The sequence below is a fragment of the Clostridium cuniculi genome, assembly GCF_004353185.1.
Taxonomy (GTDB): Bacteria; Bacillota; Clostridia; order Clostridiales; family Clostridiaceae; genus Clostridium; species Clostridium cuniculi.
In genome coordinates, this window is the sequence record NZ_SMUS01000028.1 from 33,827 (window position 1) to 52,128 (window position 18,302).

General features: G+C 27.1%; 20 protein-coding genes. 6 read left to right on the top strand and 14 right to left on the bottom strand.

The window, feature by feature from the left end:
- Nucleotides 1–109: 109 nt before the first annotated feature.
- Nucleotides 110–2,176: an SPFH domain-containing protein gene (locus EJJ37_RS13635; RefSeq protein WP_133016133.1), complete on the bottom strand. Its 2,067-nt coding sequence runs from the start codon at nt 2,174–2,176 to the stop codon at nt 110–112.
- A 192-nt stretch (nt 2,177–2,368) separates the two neighbouring features.
- Between EJJ37_RS13635 and EJJ37_RS13640 the strand changes: the two genes are divergently transcribed.
- Nucleotides 2,369–4,381, top strand: a complete 2,013-nt coding sequence (locus EJJ37_RS13640; RefSeq protein WP_133016134.1) for a penicillin-binding transpeptidase domain-containing protein — start codon at nt 2,369–2,371, stop codon at nt 4,379–4,381.
- Between the two features lie 64 nt (nt 4,382–4,445).
- On the opposite strand, the gene EJJ37_RS13645 is transcribed toward EJJ37_RS13640, so the two are convergent.
- The 4 genes from EJJ37_RS13645 to EJJ37_RS20915 form a co-directional block, all read right to left on the bottom strand.
- Nucleotides 4,446–5,171 (bottom strand): DUF434 domain-containing protein, encoded by a 726-nt coding sequence (locus EJJ37_RS13645; protein WP_133016135.1) that lies wholly within the window; start codon nt 5,169–5,171, stop codon nt 4,446–4,448.
- A gap of 106 nt (nt 5,172–5,277) precedes the next feature.
- Nucleotides 5,278–5,607 (bottom strand): branched-chain amino acid transporter permease, encoded by a 330-nt coding sequence (locus EJJ37_RS13650; protein ID WP_133016136.1) that lies wholly within the window; start codon nt 5,605–5,607, stop codon nt 5,278–5,280.
- A complete protein-coding gene (locus tag EJJ37_RS20910) occupies nt 5,588–5,803 on the bottom strand; it encodes a hypothetical protein (protein WP_243124895.1) in 216 nt (71 codons plus the stop codon). Before EJJ37_RS20910 ends, EJJ37_RS13650 begins: the two co-directional genes overlap by 20 nt.
- Nucleotides 5,804–5,938: 135 nt before the next feature.
- Entirely contained in the window at nt 5,939–6,289 is a 351-nt protein-coding gene (locus tag EJJ37_RS20915) for an AzlC family ABC transporter permease (RefSeq protein WP_243124896.1), read from the bottom strand.
- Nucleotides 6,290–6,523: 234 nt separating this feature from the next.
- On the opposite strand from EJJ37_RS20915, the gene EJJ37_RS13660 reads away from it, so the two are divergent.
- Nucleotides 6,524–6,982 (top strand): immunoglobulin-like domain-containing protein, encoded by a 459-nt coding sequence (locus EJJ37_RS13660; RefSeq protein ID WP_133016137.1) that lies wholly within the window; start codon nt 6,524–6,526, stop codon nt 6,980–6,982.
- Nucleotides 6,983–7,092: 110 nt separating this feature from the next.
- On the opposite strand, the gene EJJ37_RS13665 is transcribed toward EJJ37_RS13660, so the two are convergent.
- Entirely contained in the window at nt 7,093–7,395 is a 303-nt protein-coding gene (locus EJJ37_RS13665; RefSeq protein ID WP_133016138.1) for a hypothetical protein, read from the bottom strand.
- Between the two features lie 581 nt (nt 7,396–7,976).
- Between EJJ37_RS13665 and selD the strand changes: the two genes are divergently transcribed.
- A complete protein-coding gene (gene selD, locus EJJ37_RS13670; RefSeq protein WP_133016139.1) occupies nt 7,977–9,014 on the top strand; it encodes a selenide, water dikinase SelD in 1,038 nt (345 codons plus the stop codon).
- A gap of 88 nt (nt 9,015–9,102) precedes the next feature.
- On the opposite strand, the gene yedF is transcribed toward selD, so the two are convergent.
- The 6 genes from yedF to EJJ37_RS13695 form a co-directional block, all read right to left on the bottom strand.
- Entirely contained in the window at nt 9,103–9,699 is a 597-nt protein-coding gene (gene yedF, locus EJJ37_RS13675; protein ID WP_133016140.1) for a sulfurtransferase-like selenium metabolism protein YedF, read from the bottom strand.
- A gap of 37 nt (nt 9,700–9,736) precedes the next feature.
- Nucleotides 9,737–10,522 carry a selenium-dependent molybdenum cofactor biosynthesis protein YqeB gene (gene yqeB / locus EJJ37_RS13680; RefSeq protein ID WP_166484771.1) on the bottom strand — a complete coding sequence of 262 codons (786 nt, stop codon included), beginning with the start codon at nt 10,520–10,522 and terminating at the stop codon, nt 9,737–9,739.
- A 24-nt stretch (nt 10,523–10,546) separates the two neighbouring features.
- A complete protein-coding gene (gene yqeC, locus EJJ37_RS13685) occupies nt 10,547–11,293 on the bottom strand; it encodes a selenium cofactor biosynthesis protein YqeC (protein WP_133016142.1) in 747 nt (248 codons plus the stop codon).
- Nucleotides 11,294–11,430: 137 nt separating this feature from the next.
- Nucleotides 11,431–11,595, bottom strand: a complete 165-nt coding sequence (locus EJJ37_RS20300) for a hypothetical protein (RefSeq protein WP_166484770.1) — start codon at nt 11,593–11,595, stop codon at nt 11,431–11,433.
- Between the two features lie 70 nt (nt 11,596–11,665).
- Nucleotides 11,666–11,863, bottom strand: coding sequence for a hypothetical protein (locus EJJ37_RS13690; protein WP_133016143.1), 198 nt, complete (start codon nt 11,861–11,863; stop codon nt 11,666–11,668).
- 14 nt (nt 11,864–11,877) lie between these two features.
- Complete coding sequence (locus EJJ37_RS13695; protein ID WP_133016144.1) at nt 11,878–12,504, bottom strand: HAD family hydrolase; 627 nt, start codon at nt 12,502–12,504, stop codon at nt 11,878–11,880.
- Nucleotides 12,505–12,640: 136 nt separating this feature from the next.
- Between EJJ37_RS13695 and EJJ37_RS13700 the strand changes: the two genes are divergently transcribed.
- A complete protein-coding gene (locus EJJ37_RS13700) occupies nt 12,641–13,207 on the top strand; it encodes a hypothetical protein (protein WP_133016145.1) in 567 nt (188 codons plus the stop codon).
- Between the two features lie 208 nt (nt 13,208–13,415).
- On the opposite strand, the gene EJJ37_RS13705 is transcribed toward EJJ37_RS13700, so the two are convergent.
- A complete protein-coding gene (locus EJJ37_RS13705) occupies nt 13,416–14,864 on the bottom strand; it encodes a glycogen synthase (RefSeq protein ID WP_133016146.1) in 1,449 nt (482 codons plus the stop codon).
- Nucleotides 14,865–15,191: 327 nt separating this feature from the next.
- Between EJJ37_RS13705 and EJJ37_RS13710 the strand changes: the two genes are divergently transcribed.
- Nucleotides 15,192–15,386 carry a hypothetical protein gene (locus tag EJJ37_RS13710; protein WP_133016147.1) on the top strand — a complete coding sequence of 65 codons (195 nt, stop codon included), beginning with the start codon at nt 15,192–15,194 and terminating at the stop codon, nt 15,384–15,386.
- Between the two features lie 76 nt (nt 15,387–15,462).
- On the opposite strand, the gene yjeM is transcribed toward EJJ37_RS13710, so the two are convergent.
- Nucleotides 15,463–16,962, bottom strand: a complete 1,500-nt coding sequence (yjeM, locus tag EJJ37_RS13715; RefSeq protein ID WP_133016148.1) for a glutamate/gamma-aminobutyrate family transporter YjeM — start codon at nt 16,960–16,962, stop codon at nt 15,463–15,465.
- Between the two features lie 409 nt (nt 16,963–17,371).
- Here yjeM and EJJ37_RS13720 point away from each other — a divergent pair, with 409 nt between their 5' ends.
- Nucleotides 17,372–18,106, top strand: a complete 735-nt coding sequence (locus EJJ37_RS13720; RefSeq protein ID WP_133016149.1) for a phosphatase — start codon at nt 17,372–17,374, stop codon at nt 18,104–18,106.
- Nucleotides 18,107–18,302 lie beyond the last annotated feature (196 nt).

Below are 18,302 nucleotides of genomic sequence, written 5' to 3' on the forward strand. Positions count from 1 at the left end.
TAATTTCCCTTAAACACCTAACAAAGCTTTAAATAATATTAAAGCTACAATAAATAGTGTCTAACATTTTAATTATAATACACTATTATTGTAGCTTATTTTTTATATTTTAAATTACTTCATTTTCTTCTTTATATTCTTTATCCTTAGATATCTCACTTAAAATCTCATCTCTGATTTTTTTAATCTCTTCACTTACTTCTGCTTTATTTTCAAACTTATCTTCTGTTAACTTTTCACTTAATAAAAGCATTAGCATTGATTCAAAGGCATTAACTCCATTATTCGCTTCTCCATTACCAGCATTTACAAATGTCTTAGGAACTATATCTATCTTACCTTCCTTAACTGCATTTGCAAAAGATGCCATTACATCACTAACTACCTTATATTGTGGACCTCCATAAGCATTAACTTGTTCCTTTGCAGCTATTGCCTTAGATATACCAACCCTTGCTTCTTTCTCAGCTTCAGATTGTGCCGTAACTTTAATTTTAAAGGCTTCAGCCTCTGATTCTTTCTTAACTTTATAGGCGTCAGCTTCAGAAAGTTTTTGAATCTTTTCAGCATCCTGCCTTGCTTTCATAAGCTCTGCCTTACCTTGATTTTCTTGAATTCTTATATTAATATCAGATTCTGTCAATGAAGTTTGTTGCTTAGCTATTGCTTCAGCTTCCCTTAACTCCTTCTCTTTTTCTGCAGCTTTTTGTTGTGTTTCGTAAGTTTGCAGTTGCTCTCTTGCTATTTGTCTACTTCTTAATTGAGTTAAAATTGTTTCTATTTCATTTCCAGCTTTTGGACTTGCTGGCGTTCCTATTAATACCTCTTCAAGTTCTAAGTTATAATGACTAAACTTTTCTTGCATCTCACGCGAACTTTGGGCTTGAATTTCATTTCTTTCTTGAAGTAATTCTATCAGAGTTTTAGTTTGTCCAATATTTTTAAAGTATGCTGAAATCATAGGGTCTAAAGTTTGATCAACTAGCATTTTTATATCTCCAAATCTTTGAATAACAAGTGGTGCTTTTTTATAATCTATATGAAAAACTACAGATAAAGGTAAGTTAGGTTCAAATGCATCCTTAGTAATTAAACTAACCTCCTTAAGGTTTTCATCGTATTTATGATTACCAATTTGATTAGTTATCCATTTTAATATTACATTTGTTGTAGGAACCTTAATTATATTTCCTGCATAAGTATTAAAGGCATATTTACCTGGCATCAATGCTTCATTCCAAACACCTCTATACCCTTTTTTAACAAGTTCACCATGCTTATAATCAACACCTGAAAAATCTTCTCCCTTTGAACCTGTATAAGATACAACAACACCTACAAATCCAACTGGAATAATTACTTTAGGAATATATTCAACAGTTGCAAATAGCCTATTAATAAAGTAAGTACCATCAGCTAATACTTGATACTGTCTTCCCCTATATCCACCAGCTCTTAAGAATGCATCAATATCTTGAAAATTATTATGATAATTAGGATCAGAAGCTTCATCACCAACTGTAGGACAAATGATATTTTCTCCTCCTAAAGAAGGTCCATCATGAACAGTAACTATTCCAACCAAATCTTCGTTACCTTGAATTATAACTGGTTCAAAACCTTTCCTTGCATGAATAAGATTTGCCATAGCTTTTAGTGTTTCTTGTTCCGCTTTTGTTCCAGTTTTTAAACAGTAAGTTACAGTATCCGTTATAATTACAAATTGAGCTAAATTAAATGCATAAGTTCCTTCTCTTATAATTCCTCTTTGCGGACCTTTTTGTCCTCCATTAATTAAAAATTCTCTAACATCTTGGAAATTATTACTTTCTGGAACAACCTTACCTAAAGTTTGTGTTGGATCAAGGGGTTTTCCATCCCTTGCAAAAACATAAGCTATCTTTCCTTGTGGTATAGTAACTAATGGAACTACGTGTATTTTATAAATTAAAGGTGTTCTAAAGTGAATTCCTCCTCTCAATAGTTCTGGTTGATAACCAGCTTCACCATTTAAAGCAATAATTTGTTCATTTAATGACCCTTTCCTACTCCACCATTTTTCAACTATTCCTACTTTATCATTATCTATAATTCTGAATCCTAAGAGCCAAATTATAAATAATACTATAAGAATAATTCCTATAATAGTAATTCCAATTCTAATATAACCCTCCATAATAACCTCCATATTATTATAAATATTTTATATAAATATATTGAATTATTATCTTATATATTCTTATATTATGTTATTGAATTTTTCTATATAAGCTCATGCTTCTATATTATTCTTTTTATTTCTATATTATTGGATTTTTTTCCACCAAATAGTATAATAATCAATGAGACAATATTTAAGGAGGTTTATATGAAAATTTTTAGAAATATACTGTTATTTTCACTATTAATTATAATAGTTATTTCAGTTTCTTGTTCCAAAATTAATAAATATGAAGAAACCTTTAATACTTTTAAAGAAAAATGGATTGATAACGATTTTTCTGGAATGTATTCTATGTTAACTGAAAACTCTAAAAAATATATTGATGAAGAAACTTTTGTAAATAGATATACAAATATATATTCAGCAATAAATTTAAAGGATCTTGAAATCGAAATTTCTGGTGATATTATAAAAAATGAAGGTTTTTATACTGTTCCATTCTCACTAAAAGGTAATACTATTGCTGGAGAATTAAACATAAGTGATTACAAAGTAAATATTTATAAAGTGGATAAAGAATACTTTATTAATTGGGATGAAAGTTTATTATTTCCTAATATGATTGAAGGAGATAAAGTTTATGTTAGAACCTTTAGTCACACTAGAGGAAAGATACTTGATAGAAATGATAATATTTTAGCTGAAGATGGAGCAATATCTGTTGTGGGTATACATCCCTCTAAATTTGATTCAGAAAATCGCGATGCTAAAATAACAGAACTTGCAAATACTTTAGATATAAGTGAAGATACCATTATAAATAAATTAAATGCAAATTCAAATCCAGAGTATTTTGTTCCAATAGTAGATATACTTTCAAGTGATGAAAAACTTGCAACTTTAGTTAATAGAAATGATGAAGGTATAATTATTAACCAAAAAACCTCTAGAGTTTATAATGGAGGGGAAGCCTTTGGAAGATTAATCGGATATGTTGGTCCTATTACTGCTGAAGAGTTAGAATCTAAAAGTGATAAGGGATATACACAAACAAGTTTAATTGGAAAAGCTGGCATTGAGCAAGTTTATGAAGATACTTTACGTGGTGAAGATGGTGCTGAAATTTATCTTAGTAGAAATAATGAGGAAATTTCAATTCTAAAAAAGGAAGTTGTAAACGGTACTGATATTAAACTTACCATAGATTCAACTTTACAAACTAACTCTTATGCTCAATTAAATGGAGAAAAAGGAGCTGTTACAGCTGTTGACCCTAAAACAGGAGAAGTTTTAGCATTAGTTAGTGCACCTTCTTATGATTCAAATATGTTTACAACATATGTTACAAAAACTAAATCAACTGAAAGAGAAGAAAATAATTATACAGATGAAATTAATAGATTTAGCAAAACATATGCTCCTGGGTCAACAATGAAGCTTATAACTGCTTCAATTGGATTAAATACAGGAATACTAAATGCTGATGAACCTATTACTATAGACAATAAAAGTTGGCAAAAAGATTCAAGCTGGGGTAATTATTTTATAACTAGAGTTAACAATATAACTACTCCTATAACTTTAAGAGAAGCCGCTAAATATTCAGATAATATCTACTTTGCTCAGTTAGCATTAAAAATTGGTAGTGAAAATTTAATTAATGGAATTAAGGGATTTGGTATAGGTGAAGAGCTAACATTTGAATATCCTATGACTAACTCTAGTATTTCTAATAATGGAAATTTAGATAGTGAAATATTATTAGCAGATACAGGATATGGACAAGGTGAATTAATGGTAACCCCTTTAAATATGGCTCTAGCTTATAGTGCTTTAGCTAATGACGGTAACATTATGAATCCAAGATTAGTTTTAACTTCTGATAGTTCTGCAACTATTTGGAAGGAATCAGCAATTAAATCTGAATATTTACCTACATTAATAGAAGATTTTTCTGCAATGGTTAATGATGCTGATGGTAGTGCTCATTTAGCTCAAATTGATGGATTTAATATTGCAGCTAAAACTGGAACTGCTGAAATAAAAGCATCTCAAGATGATACTACTGGAACTGAAAATGGTTGGTTTGTAGCTGTTGATACAACTAGCTCTAAACTTGCTATTGCAATGATAGTAGAAGATGTAAAAGATAGAGGCGGTAGTAGTATCCCCATTCCAAAAGTTAAAGCAATAATGGAAGAATACTTAAATAGATAATATTAAAACCACCCCAATAGATATAAAATTTTTATTGGGGTTTTTATATTTTCATAAAATATAATTATTTTTCTTTCAAATCAACAATCCAATAATCGCTAATCTTATTTCCTATAATATACCCAACTAAATTAATCCATCCATCACACTTATCCAAAATAATTGAATCACTACTAACAACATAATTACTTTTCTCTAAAATAACATCTGGATTAGGTATAATTTCTACATTAACATCAACATCCCACTTCTCTGAAGTTTCATAAATTGCAGTTTTAAGCTTACCAGAATTAGAAACAGGTGCATCAATATAAAAATTAACACCCTTAATTTTAAGCTTTTTAAAAATCTCACCTAAAATATCTAAAGCTATGTAAGTTTTATCAATTAATCTATATGTTCCCCTAAGCCCAGCTAAATCTCTTATTGAACCATCCATACAATTTATTAATAATCCCTTAGACAAAGCAACCTCAAGAGAAATAATAAAATTAAATGTATCTATATTTATAGTTTTACCTTCTAATTCATAAACACTTATTTCCTTCCTTTTTCTTATTCCCAAATCTTTATTTGAACAACTTGCTCTTCTAAGAGCCATACGTTGCCTTGAAGAAAACTGATGTCTACCTCCAACAAAATCAATAATATTACTAATAGGATAATTCCTATTAAGTAGCCATACTACTTCTTCTTGAGCATACTTTAATCTTTCTATTTCTTTCCTTGAAAAAAATCTTTCATCCTTATCTTCTTTTCCTCTTATAGTACTTTTCTTTACCTCTTCCATAACAAGTTCCCTTCATAGTAATTTCTAATATAATTACTTATATTTTATATTCTTTTCATATATTTTATTTAAAAAATAATTTTAAATTGTTTTTTATAAAATATTATTAAAGAAAAACTTGTACAATTATCATGTAGCATATAGTTCCCGATAATATACTTAATAATGTATTTCTTTTGTAAATATAAAGTATTACAACTAAAAATATTGATATTAATTCAGGTAATGCAAAAGGGAATGTTACTAGAGATACATTTTTTAAACAGTAAATCACTAGCATTCCCATAACTGCACATGGTAAAACATTACTTAAATAGGTAATAATTTTAGGTGGTTCTTTTCCTTCTGGAAATAATATAAATGGTAAAAATCTTATTAAAGCAGTAATTAATGAAACTACTAGTATTAATAAAAAATTATAAATAATTTTGTTCATTAAGAGTATCCTCCTTATTAATAATTCCTACTATTAATAAAGAAATTGTTATTAATATCATTGTAGGTATTAGAAAGTATTCACTTCCAAATATGAATAAACATATGATTGCTGAACAAATACCTATAGCTGCTGAAATATAATCCTTTTTTGATAGAATTTGCTCAGTAAAGATTACTACAAAAAGTGCTGTCATAGCAAAGTCTATTCCTGTTGTATCTATCTTAAGTGAGGCACCTATAATCCCTCCAATTATACCGCCTAATATCCAATAAATTTGATTAAGTAAGGATACAAAAAAATAATAGTACTTATTATTTTCTTTAGTATTTTAAGCACATACTAAAGCATAGGTTTCATCTGTTAATGAAAATATAAGATAAGGTTTTAGTTTACCTGTGTTTTTATATTTGTCCAACATAGAAATACCATAAAACAAATGTCTTGCATTTACCATTAGGGTAATTAATGCCGTAGAAATTAAAGATGCTCCTGAGGTAAGAAGATTAATAGTAAGAAATTGCATTGAACCTGCATATATAATACAACTCATAAGAACTGTCCAAATCAAATGATATCCCTTGCTAGACATCAATATACCAAAGGCTGATCCAAGCACTATATACCCTGCCATTACGGGTATTGTTGCATTAAATGATTTTTTTAAAGTCTTTAAATTCACTATTTTTCACCTACTTTTTAATTTATTTTAATTACAACTAATCATTAAACACATTTTAGTTATTTATCCTTATTTTGTCAAATGATAACCATAGTGAATCTCTTTTTGTTTAAATTTTTCTTCTTTATATAAATACTGTGATTATATTCCATAGATTATGTATAATAAGAATATACACTATGTACTAATTATATTATTTCTTCTTAAAACAAATCTATTTAAATGGAGATAGCTATGAAAAAAATTTATATCTTTATCATTGTAATAATATTACTTCTTCTTTATAGTTGTTCAAACAAAACTTTAGATGTTTCAGATTTAGAGAAATCAAATATTGCTGTTGATTGTGATAATATAAATATAATAGTCCAAGAAAATACTATTAAATCTTCAAAAGAAAATGTTACTTTAATTTTAAAAAACAAAACAGAATATGAATACTTTTATGATCTTTATTTTGAATTAGAAGTGGAATTGGATAATCAATGGTATAAGGTACCATTCAATAAAAATCATGAATTTAATGACATTGGATTGTTATTAAAAGGAAATGGTGTATCTAATGAAGAGATTGAATTATCTAAGTATTTTTCAGATTTGCCAGACGGCAAGTACCGTATAGCTAAAAACTTTTATCTTGATGGTGCAAAAACTGTTGTAGTTGGTTTATTTAATATAAATAAACCATCTTAAATTATTTTGATCTAAAAGTAAAGTGGACAAACAATTTGTCCACTTTTGTAGGTTCTATTATCAACACTGATTTAAAATAGAGCCAATTTAAAATAAACTTATTATGTACCTTAAAAAATATAAGTCATATTTTGAGGCTCAAAATATGATAATCCATAAGCTTTAGCAAGTTGAGGAATTACATCATTTAAATACTCAGCATCTTCAAAGCTGCATCCAATTATTACAAATCCCTTACCCCTATTAACTTCAACATTAAATTTTTTAGAATTTAACTCTTCATAAAATTCATCAATTAAATCTATATCACCAACAAGTGAAGTATCCCCCTGGCAAATCATCTCATATAAAACTTGTGCCCCAACAGCACTACTTACACTATCACTATTCCATACTGCACAATACCAATCCATTTTTTCTTCTCTCCTATATAATATTTTTAATATATACTTTTTATAATTTTATCATATCATTAATAAACTTAGTTAAAAAACTTATAATTTAAATTATTGCAAAAAAATAGAATGTATTTAATATAAAATACATCCTATTTTTTATACAATTATTTATTGATATTCATCATTATTAACTATTTTTGTTTTAGCCTTTTTATTCTGCTTAGGCTTTTTTTCATTTCTATTTTTAGCCAAACTATTTTCACCTCTTTTTTTCAATATATAACTTTAATAAAAGCTATATATATAGTTTGTCTTTAATTCGCCTAAAGAATACTGGCAATTATAAGCCTTAAATCCAACTTATGTTTCCTTTAATTTAAAGTTTCTTGTTATATTTCTTTCATATTTTCCACTTAACAATTTTAGGAATCAAATAATATAATTAGTTAAATTCTAACTATCTTAACTAAAATAAGTATAATTGTGGTTCAATTTGTTATTACTTCATAATTATTGTATCATTTGCACTATTGTTTTTATTAATTTCTTATTATAATTATTAGTATATAAGTATTTTTATACGAAAGGAGACTAATATGAATAAAACTATAAAACTAACATCTTTAACTAAAAGCTCTGGTTGCGCCGCTAAAATCGGTCCAGCTGTCTTAGATTCTGTTTTAAATAATCTACCTAAATTTGAAAATTCAAATCTATTAGTAGGTTTTGATAAAAAAGATGATGCTTGTGTATATAAAATTTCTGATGATAAGGTTTCAATTCAAACAGTAGATTTTTTCCCACCTATGGTTGATGACCCATATACATTTGGACAAATTGCTGCTACAAATGCACTTAGTGATATTTATGCAATGGGTGGAAACCCTGCAGTTGCTATGAACTTGCTATGTTTTCCATCATGTTTAGATCCATCCTTAATGCATGATATATTATCTGGTGGTTACAGTAAAATAGCTGAAGCTGGAGCTGTTGTTGCTGGAGGACATACTATTGCTGATCCTACTCCAAAATATGGACTTTGTGTTACTGGATTTGCTCATCCAAAAGAAGTCCTTACAAATAGCAATGCCCAAACTGGTGATGTTCTTGTTTTAACTAAGCCTATTGGTGTAGGAATTTTAAATACAGCTACAAAAGCAGAATTACTATCAGCAGATAAAATAAAAGAATTAACTAATGTTATGACTACATTAAATAAGTATGCAAAAGATTCATTAAAGAATTTAAATGTTAATTCTTGTACTGATATAACGGGATTTAGCTTAATTGGACATGGCTATGAAATGGCAAGTGGCAGTAATAAAACTATTGAAATATTTACTGAATCTCTTCCTATTCTTAGTTATGCATTAGACTTTGCTAGAATGGGAATAATTCCTGAAGGAATGTATAATAACTTAGAATATCTTAAAGATTTATTTACATGCTCTAATAATATTACTCAAGAAATGAAAGATATTCTTTTAGACCCTCAAACTTCTGGAGGCCTCTTACTATCAATGCCAGAAAAAGATGCATTAGAATATGTTTCTCGCATGGAGTTATATAATCCTTGGACAAGAATTATTGGAGAAGTAACTGATAAAAAAGATTACTCTATTATAATAAAATAATTTATATTAAATAAGGTCATCCGTATAATTACACTACCTCACTTATTCTAGATAGCTATAACTATTATGATGACCTTTTCTTAGTTAATTATATAGTTATTACTTTTGAAGCTTCTTTCATAGCATTAGTTATATCATACATATTGCTAATTTTACCTACTTCTAATTTATTTTCTAATTCATAAAAATTAAGACAAGCTCCACAGACTAATAATTCTACCCCTTTATCTTGTAAAACTTTTAAATGTTCAATGGCTTGAGCATTTAATGTAGGAACTTTTACCCCACCATTCATAAATAAGATTGACTTAGGTAAATCTTCTCCTTCTGAAATAGTGTAGAAAAACATTTTCATCAAAGATTGTCCTAGTTCATCATTACCAGCACCTATTATTTCTTTATTAACAAATATAGCCCAATTACCTAATGGTTTTTTACCTTCAACTTTAGCTAAAACCTCTTCACATTCTTCACAACCATTTGAAAAATCAACTTTAAAGTTTCCATTGTTTTCTTTAATTGTAGTTATAAACCCTTGACTATTTGCTAATTTCTTTAAGTTTTCAACTGCAATTTTATTATCTACCTCAATTTCAAAAAACTTTACTCCTGCATCTATTTCTTTTTTAGCCATTATAACAGGCATAGGACAATTCTTACCTTTTGCATCTATAAACTTTTTCATTTCTACTCTCCTCTTATATACCTATCTATTTTAAATTTTAATTGTTATTCTTCATATACATTATAGCTTCTAAAACTCCGCCACCAATAGATCTAGCTTTGTCTGATATAGTAAAACAGTGATCCTTTTCACACCTTGGATCAATATCTCCACTTTTCATCCCTTTAAACACTTCTATCCCTTCTTGTAACATCCCTCTTACTATTCCATCTATTTGTGCCAAAACTTCTACACCATCAACATAAGCAACTATATCTCCTTTTTTAACAAAATCACCTATTGATACTACAGGCTTTATTTTACCGTTACTTGATGCCCTAATGATTCTTTCCTTTGTATATCCGCCTATATTTCCTGGAACTCCAGTATTAGGTATTGCACTTCCTTCTTCTATTACTTTTCCTAAATAATGACCTCTTTTAGTTTCAACTACTAAATGACAATCTACCTTAGCTTCAAATCCTGGTCCAACTCCAATAACTATTGGTGCATCATCAATGCTTGTACCTAAATTTTTCTTAGCAATTATAGCATCTACTACTACATCTGGTCTTAATTCTTTTATAATCTCTGCCTTTTCATCAATTATTATTGGAATATTACCTTGATTTATTTCTTTATATATTTCATTAATATTATTAACTTTAACTCCCTTAATACCTTCTATTACAATTTCATTATCAAATACTGCCTGTGAAAATGCTACTGTTCTTCTAACTGTAGTAGGCTTATCAATTTCTGTCATAACAATATCAAATCCACTTTTCTTCAATCTATAAGCTATTCCTGTAGCTAAATCACCTGCACCTTTTATAAGTATCATCATAAATCACCTCAAAACTTAAAATTAACTTTTATAACTTGTAATAATAGCTTGTACATCTTTTTCTTTCAAATATCTACATATTTTCTCTGCTGAACATAGTAATTCTTCATTATCAACTTTATTAATAATAGCCCTATACTCCGCATTATCACATCTATCTATAAATTTTTTCTGTCCACTTTCACTACTTAATAAATTTGCAATATCTTTTTCATTTATTTTATCTTCATATTTTTTTATAAGTATATTGCATACATACTCTGGCCTATGACATATTTCTTTTATACTTTTACCTAATGAATCTATACCAGCAACACCAACAATCATAGTTGTATTACTTAAAATAACTGGCTCATGATTAGCTGGCGCTTTTAAAGGTAACATTTTAGCTCCATCTGCTTCTATAAGTAAAAAATCGCATAATTCTATTAAAGTTATTGCAACATCTTCACCTACAGATGAAATTTTCTCATTTCTATCTTTTATGCCAACAGTAATTAAATTGGTATTTTTAAACCTTTCTTTTATTTCATTTATGTCACCCTTAAAATTAATATAGTCCTTAGGCATATGCATATGTGTAGTAGTTGTAACTAATACTTTTTTTCCTAAACTACTCAATTCATTTGCTAAAGTATATATTGATGTTGTCTTTCCCCCTCCACCTACAAATGAAATTATATTTTTTTCGTTAATATTAATTCCTAATGACTCGTATAAATATTTCTTTTGATTTACTTTATTATCTTCATAACAAAAAACTTTCATCTTAATCCCTTACACTTAATTTATTTTTCAAGTTCTAATTTAATAAAAATAAATTACTTACAGTATCAAATTAGTAAATCCCTTCCTTTTAATTATACTAATTTTTTCTACTTTTATAAACATTAACATATAAAATTTTAATCATCACTACAAACACACATTGAGTGTTGTAATTCTATATACTCTTCTTTGCTTAAACCCTTTAAATATTTATCATAGTGATCTTCACTACAAAACTTTCCCACTTTATTTTCATAACAATCCTTTTCTAAATTCTTTTTACAAAATAAACATTTATTCATAACCTTATACTCCTTAAAATAAAAAATAACTATTAAATATATTATATATCTAATAGTTATTTTATAAACATTACTCTTCGTATAAATTATCCTCAATAATTTTATTTGCTAAAATTCCTATATTAACTTCTCTAGTATCCATGTAAACATCAATAATTCTATCTACTAAAGTAACTTCAACATATTCAACTACTTTCCCATCTTCATCTTTATACTTAATAATATCATAAGTTATAATATCATCTTTAAGTTGCTTTTTAGTAATCATAATTTTCTCCTTAGTTATTTTATAATATTTAATAATTCTTCAAAAGATTCAATTTTATCTTCAAACTCTTCTACGTCTCCAAATCCATATTTGGCATATATAAATGGAACATTAGCAGCTTTTGCTGCATTTGCATCACCTTGTGTATCCCCTACATAGACTGGATTTTTTAAATTATTTCTTTCAACTACTAATTTAATATTCTCCGCTTTAGGTAAACCTGTTCTACCTGGACATTCGTAATCAATAAAATATTTCTCTAATCCATGAGAATTAAAAAAGCTTTCTATATATCCATCTTGACAGTTACTTACTATAAATAATTTATAGTCCTTAGCTAACTTTTCTAATGTCTCTTCTAATTTATCATATAAAGTTGCACCGTAATCTCTTAGATATTCATTTTCATACTTACAACACTCATTTATTATTTTCATCTGCATTTCTTCATCTAAATCTGGAAGCAAAATTCTAGCTATCTCATCTAATAACTTTCCCATGCAAGGTTTTAAATCCTCTACTGTTACTTCTTTTCTACTTAAATTATATTTAGCAATTATAGTACTCCATGTTTTTGCAACTTCTACTGTAGAATCCCATAATGTGCCATCTAAATCAAATATTATACTATCAAACTTCATACTTACCTCCTGAGCCTCCCTATACTATTACTTATTATATCATTATCTCTGAATTTTGTATCATAATTTTATTTTTATGTAACATCTTTCATGTTAACTTAATAAAATATATTATAACTATATAGGAATGATTATTATGAAAAAACTTAAAAATAACTTTTTAAATGCTTTAATCAAATGCTGGAGAGAAATTTCCATTAGTGATAAAGCACTTATTATAATAATGTTAATTTTATTAATACAAAGCATCCATAATTTATTTACTCCTGAACCTAGTGAAGCTACTGCACTATCTATAAATATTATAATTCGTACTTCTATTGCTTCAATTTTTGGTTATTTTCTAAGTGAAAATTTCTTAAAGAATGAAGTTATAAAAAATAACAATTCTAATATTGCAGTTCCTCTTAATAAAAATAAAGTAGATGGTAACAAATCTGAAGATAATACTAATAATTTCATTTCCGATGATAATAACTCAAAAAAACTTAGTATAGACCTGAAAGAATATATTTGCAATAAAACACTTCAAATTATAGTTGCATTAACAGTGTGTATTATATCTTTACTTTCTCTAATCATAGGAAATTCCTTCGATTTAATACCTTCTAGTGCAAATCCTACAGTAATTCAATTTAGAGATTTAATAAGTAGTTGTATTGGCTTCTTAGTAGGACATTCTAGTAATTCTATAAAAAAATAATTTACCTAATAAATTAGAATATAATAAACTAAAGTCACAATATACTTTTATAATATATTGTGACTTATTTATTTTAAGGCATTCTTTTTAAATTAAATAATTTTTAAGTGTACTTAATGGAACTCTAATAAAAGATTAGATAATTCTAATATTTATAATAATTTTTTATATATTAGAATGCCTTACACATAACGCTAATTTTAATTCATTATCCCATTAACCTTCTGTATAATTTAGAATATTCTTGCGCTGAATTTCTCCATGAAAAATCTTTATTCATTCCTCTAAATGCTATTCCATTCCATTTAGCTCTTTCATCAAAATATATATGTTTTGCATAATTTATAGTATTAAGCATCTCATGAGCATTATAATTTGCAAAAGAAAATCCTGTTCCACTATCTGAATATATATTATATGGTTCTACAGTATCTCTTAATCCTCCAGTTTCTCTTACTATAGGAACGGTTCCATATCTTAAAGCTATTAATTGAGTTAAGCCACAAGGTTCAAATCTCGATGGCACAAGCATTGCATCTGCTGCTGCATATATTTTATGAGCTCTGTTATTAGAAAAGTATATATTCCCTGACATCTTTCCTTTTAATTTCCACTCATAATATCTAAACATATTTTCATATCCTTCATCACCAGTTCCTATTACAACTAATTGCGTATAATCATCAACAATTTGTTCTAAAACATGTCCTATTAAATCTATACCTTTTTGATCTGTTAATCTTGATATTACTCCTATCATGAATTTACCTTCATTTTGCTCTAATCCTAACTCTTTTTGTAGCTCCAACTTATTTCTTGCTTTATTTTCAATGAAACTATATGCATTATATCTACTAAATATTTCATTATCAGTTTCAGGATTATATTCGTTATAATCTATACCATTTAATATTCCAAATAATCCTCCACTCTTTTCTCTTACAACTCCATCTAAGCCTTCTCCGTAATATTCACTTTGTATTTCATCTTTATAGCTATTACTTACTGTAGTAATATAATTAGAATATACTAATCCACCTTTTAACATATTGGCATCTTTCTTATATTCCATATCTGTCGCTCTAAATACATAATCAGGGAATCCTGTAATCTTCTTAAGTGTTTCAATATCCCAAATTCCTTGGAATTTCAAATTATGAATTGTCATAATAGTACGTATGTTGTCATAGAAGTGATTGTCTCTAAAAATAGTATGAAGATAAACTGGTAATACTCCAGTTTGCCAATCATGGCAATGTATTATATCTGGCTTAAAATTTATAGTAGGTAAAATTGATAACACTGCTTTACTAAAAAAGCAGAATTTTTCTATGTCAAATTTAGTATCACCATAAGGTGAATTTCCTGCAAAATAATGTTCATTATCTATAAAGTAAAATGTTATTCCTTCATATTGAGTTGTCATTATTCCAACATACTCATTACTACTAATTTCTCCAAAGTTCATATGAAAATGTGTTATATACTTAAAATGCCTTCTATATTGCCAAGGAATACATGTATAATTAGGTATTACTACTCTTACATCAAACTCCTCTTTTGGAAATGATTTAGGAAGTGATCCTACAACATCTGCAAGTCCACCAGTCTTTATAAAGGGTACACTTTCAGATGCTACAAATAGTATATTTCTCATATTTTATTTCCCCCCGCTTTTGATTATATCTTTTACTCTGATTATCATATAGTGGTTTTTTACTAAATATGCATTATTCTTTTAATTTCTAATAACATTTTAACATATTTCCATTTTTTTGAAACCAATTTATTAAATATTTACTAATATTGTTTCTGTAAACCTTTTTAACTTTTATTTTTTATTTATATCTTTTCCAAAATTATCAATTTGATAATATTGTTTCTTATTTGTCATAATTTTGTATTTATATTTGTACTATGATATAATATTAATATATAAATTAATATTAATTTATATTTTTATTTATAAGAGGGATGTGATTTTATGAAAAATAATGCTTATGAAATTATGAAGGAAATGTGGTCAATTGATGAAGAAATTCAAAAACTTACATCTGAATTAAGAAAAGTAGCCCAAATTTCAGAAAGAGAAACTCTTGAAAGACGTATTGATAATTTATATGCAGAATTTTTAAAGTACAAGCATTTATTAGAAGATGTTGAAGTTACTGGTTTATAATTCATTATATAAATAAAAATAGTAACCTTAAATTTAAGGTTACTATTTTTATTTTTATTTATTTAATGTTTTCTATTTAATCTTCGTTATTTCCATATTTTTTCTCATATTTAGAAATTAAGAAGAAGGCTACTAATCCAAATACTATTGGTCCAGCTAATTGGAATCCTGTAGAAACGTAGTCTTTACTTTCAATAGCTGGTTGTAATATTGTAAATATATTTGCAAATCCAACTGTACAAGTTACTATTATTGCCCAGACTGTTGCAACAGTTTTACTTTTAAAGAAAATAAATGGCTTATCTATACTATCGTTTTTCTTAAAGTAAATAAATGCAACTGCTAAGAACATTGTAGGAATTGTCATTGCAACATTCCCCATAAGGATCAAATAATCTAAAAAGCTTGAAGACTTACCACCTGTTATTACAGCAATTATAATTATAGTAACAACAGTTATGCATTGAACCCACATAGCTGTTACAGGCATATCATTTTCATTTACTTTAGTCCAGTTTTCTGGCCAAATTTCTTTTGGAGTACCTTCTATTAATTGTTTTAATGGTGAGTAAATTAATGTAAAGAATGCACCTAATAATGCTAAGAACATTGCTAATCCAATATATCTAGCAAACCAAGTACCCATTATTTCAACTCCATGAGGAGATAATCCAAATACTTCTCCCAGCTTAACTCCTAAATTTTTAATAACGACATATGCTACATTAGCCATTCTTACATCTGGACTTGAAAGAACTTCTTGCCAGTTTGTAAATAAACCAACCATTAATATAGCTAAAGAATAACCTACACCAATAACTATTGCTGATATTTTTATTCCCCTTGGAAAAGTTTTATTAGCATTTTCAGTTTGATCTACAAGACCTCCAACTGCCTCTAATCCACCATATGCAAAAATTGCAAAAACTAAGAATCCTAAAACAGCTAAAACTGTTCCATATGCTGGATTTGGTGAATGTGTAAACTCTGCTAATTTTAATGGTTGTGCTGCATGAAATCCATTAGCAAAAAATACTATTAATGAACCAACTATTAATAATACATTGGCACTAGTTACAAATATCCCACCAATAGAAGCAACCTTTGCAATACTATTTAAGCCTTTTGATGATAAGAATGTAATTACTATAACAAATATTGCTCCCAAAATTCCTAATGTTTGTGATGAAGTTAATCCAAATAAAGACCAGGTTGATGTTTTATCAGTACCAAATATTAAATTTGAAAGTGGAACCCATATAGATGATGATACACTAACCATCCAAACTATATATGAAGCAAACCACATAAATGTACCTATGAATGCAAATTTTCTTCCTACAGATTTTTGCATCCAAACATATATCCCCCCTTTTTCTTCTTTAAATGCTGCTCCAAATTCAGCCATCATAAATGCATATGGTATAAAGAAACATATAGCTCCAAAAATATACCATGGAATTGCTGAGTATCCCATAAGAAAAAATGCTCTTGGAATATTAGCAAAACCAAATACAGATGTAAAAATCATAAGTATTAATGCTATTAAAGTTAACTTCCCTTTATTTTTACTCATAAAAGTTTCCTCCTTAGTATAATTTTCATATTACTTTTCAAAATATATTTGTCGAATCTTATAACACTGTATATAATAGCAGATTTACTTTCTCTTTTCTAATAGAGCTTTTTTGCATTTTTATATTATATTTATTATTTTATTAAATTTTTTCATAAAAATACTCTTGTTTTTTTATCTTTTATTTATATTTATAATATATATTTTATTATATAAACATTTCGCTTTATCACATTAAATCGATAAAACAAATATTTTCTCCTTTAGTATTAGCATTTCATATAAATCATAATTTAAACATTTATTTTGTTGAAGTTTAATAAAAAAATAAATATACTAGTAATAAAGTACTAAGCAAAATTTACTTATAGCTTTGTTGCTTTAATAATAAATATCAAAGGAGATTTTTATGAATTACTTATCTGATTTACATACACATACAATAGTAAGCGGACATGCATATACAACACTAATGGAAAATATTGATTACTGTGCAAAGAATGGCATTAAAATATTAGGCACCTCTGAACATGCACCTTCAATGCCTGGTGCACCTCATTATTGGTATTTCGGAAATTTAAAAGTTCTTCCAAGAATTATTAATGATGTTATTATACTTAGAGGCTGTGAAGGAAATATATTAGATGTAGATGGAAATATAGATCTACCTGAAGATGCCATGAGATATTTAGATTACATGATTGCTTCATTCCACGAGCCTGTTTTCCACCCTAAAACAAAGGAAGAAAATACTATGGCAATTTTAAATGTTATGGATAAATATGAAAAGGTAGAAATATTAGGTCACCTTGGAAATCCTAACTATAATCTTGACTATGATGCAATTATAAAAAAAGCGAAAGAAAAAAATATAATGGTTGAAATAAATAATAGTTCTCTTTCTGGATCATCAAGAGTTGGAAGTGATGTTAACTGTGAAAAAATAGCTCTTCTTTGTAAAAAATACGGAACAAAAGTAATTTTAACATCTGATGCGCACATAAATAGTAAAATAGGTAATTTTACTAAAGGTATAGAATTATTTGAAAAAATAGATATGCCTAAAGAACTTATTATGAATGAACCTGATAAATTAATAGGTCACCTAAAATCTAAAGGTAGATTAATAGATTTAGAATATTAGAATTATATGATAAAACCTAATTTAATAATATTATTAAATTAAGTTTTATCATTTTATAAATTATATCCTTCATTTCTCTATATCATTATTTTTTACAAAATATCTAAACCACTTAACAAACTTTAATTCTATTTGTTAATTTTATTATTTATTAGCTATTAACTATTTAATTCGTATCTATATAATTCTGTTATAC

Coding starts and splice junctions, on each gene's coding strand:
- EJJ37_RS13700 (WP_133016145.1), top strand. CDS start 12,641: ATGAAAAAACTTAAAAATAACTTTTTAAATGCTTTAATCAAATGCTGG.
- yqeC (WP_133016142.1), bottom strand. CDS start 11,293: ATGAAAGTTTTTTGTTATGAAGATAATAAAGTAAATCAAAAGAAATAT.
- selD (WP_133016139.1), top strand. CDS start 7,977: ATGAATAAAACTATAAAACTAACATCTTTAACTAAAAGCTCTGGTTGC.
- EJJ37_RS13640 (WP_133016134.1), top strand. CDS start 2,369: ATGAAAATTTTTAGAAATATACTGTTATTTTCACTATTAATTATAATA.
- EJJ37_RS13635 (WP_133016133.1), bottom strand. CDS start 2,176: ATGGAGGGTTATATTAGAATTGGAATTACTATTATAGGAATTATTCTT.
- yqeB (WP_166484771.1), bottom strand. CDS start 10,522: ATGATACTTATAAAAGGTGCAGGTGATTTAGCTACAGGAATAGCTTAT.
- EJJ37_RS13710 (WP_133016147.1), top strand. CDS start 15,192: ATGAAAAATAATGCTTATGAAATTATGAAGGAAATGTGGTCAATTGAT.
- EJJ37_RS13645 (WP_133016135.1), bottom strand. CDS start 5,171: ATGGAAGAGGTAAAGAAAAGTACTATAAGAGGAAAAGAAGATAAGGAT.
- EJJ37_RS13690 (WP_133016143.1), bottom strand. CDS start 11,863: ATGATTACTAAAAAGCAACTTAAAGATGATATTATAACTTATGATATT.
- EJJ37_RS13660 (WP_133016137.1), top strand. CDS start 6,524: ATGAAAAAAATTTATATCTTTATCATTGTAATAATATTACTTCTTCTT.
- EJJ37_RS13705 (WP_133016146.1), bottom strand. CDS start 14,864: ATGAGAAATATACTATTTGTAGCATCTGAAAGTGTACCCTTTATAAAG.
- EJJ37_RS13695 (WP_133016144.1), bottom strand. CDS start 12,504: ATGAAGTTTGATAGTATAATATTTGATTTAGATGGCACATTATGGGAT.
- EJJ37_RS13665 (WP_133016138.1), bottom strand. CDS start 7,395: ATGGATTGGTATTGTGCAGTATGGAATAGTGATAGTGTAAGTAGTGCT.
- yjeM (WP_133016148.1), bottom strand. CDS start 16,962: ATGAGTAAAAATAAAGGGAAGTTAACTTTAATAGCATTAATACTTATG.
- EJJ37_RS13720 (WP_133016149.1), top strand. CDS start 17,372: ATGAATTACTTATCTGATTTACATACACATACAATAGTAAGCGGACAT.
- EJJ37_RS20300 (WP_166484770.1), bottom strand. CDS start 11,595: ATGAATAAATGTTTATTTTGTAAAAAGAATTTAGAAAAGGATTGTTAT.
- yedF (WP_133016140.1), bottom strand. CDS start 9,699: ATGAAAAAGTTTATAGATGCAAAAGGTAAGAATTGTCCTATGCCTGTT.
- EJJ37_RS20910 (WP_243124895.1), bottom strand. CDS start 5,803: ATGACAGCACTTTTTGTAGTAATCTTTACTGAGCAAATTCTATCAAAA.
- EJJ37_RS13650 (WP_133016136.1), bottom strand. CDS start 5,607: ATGAACAAAATTATTTATAATTTTTTATTAATACTAGTAGTTTCATTA.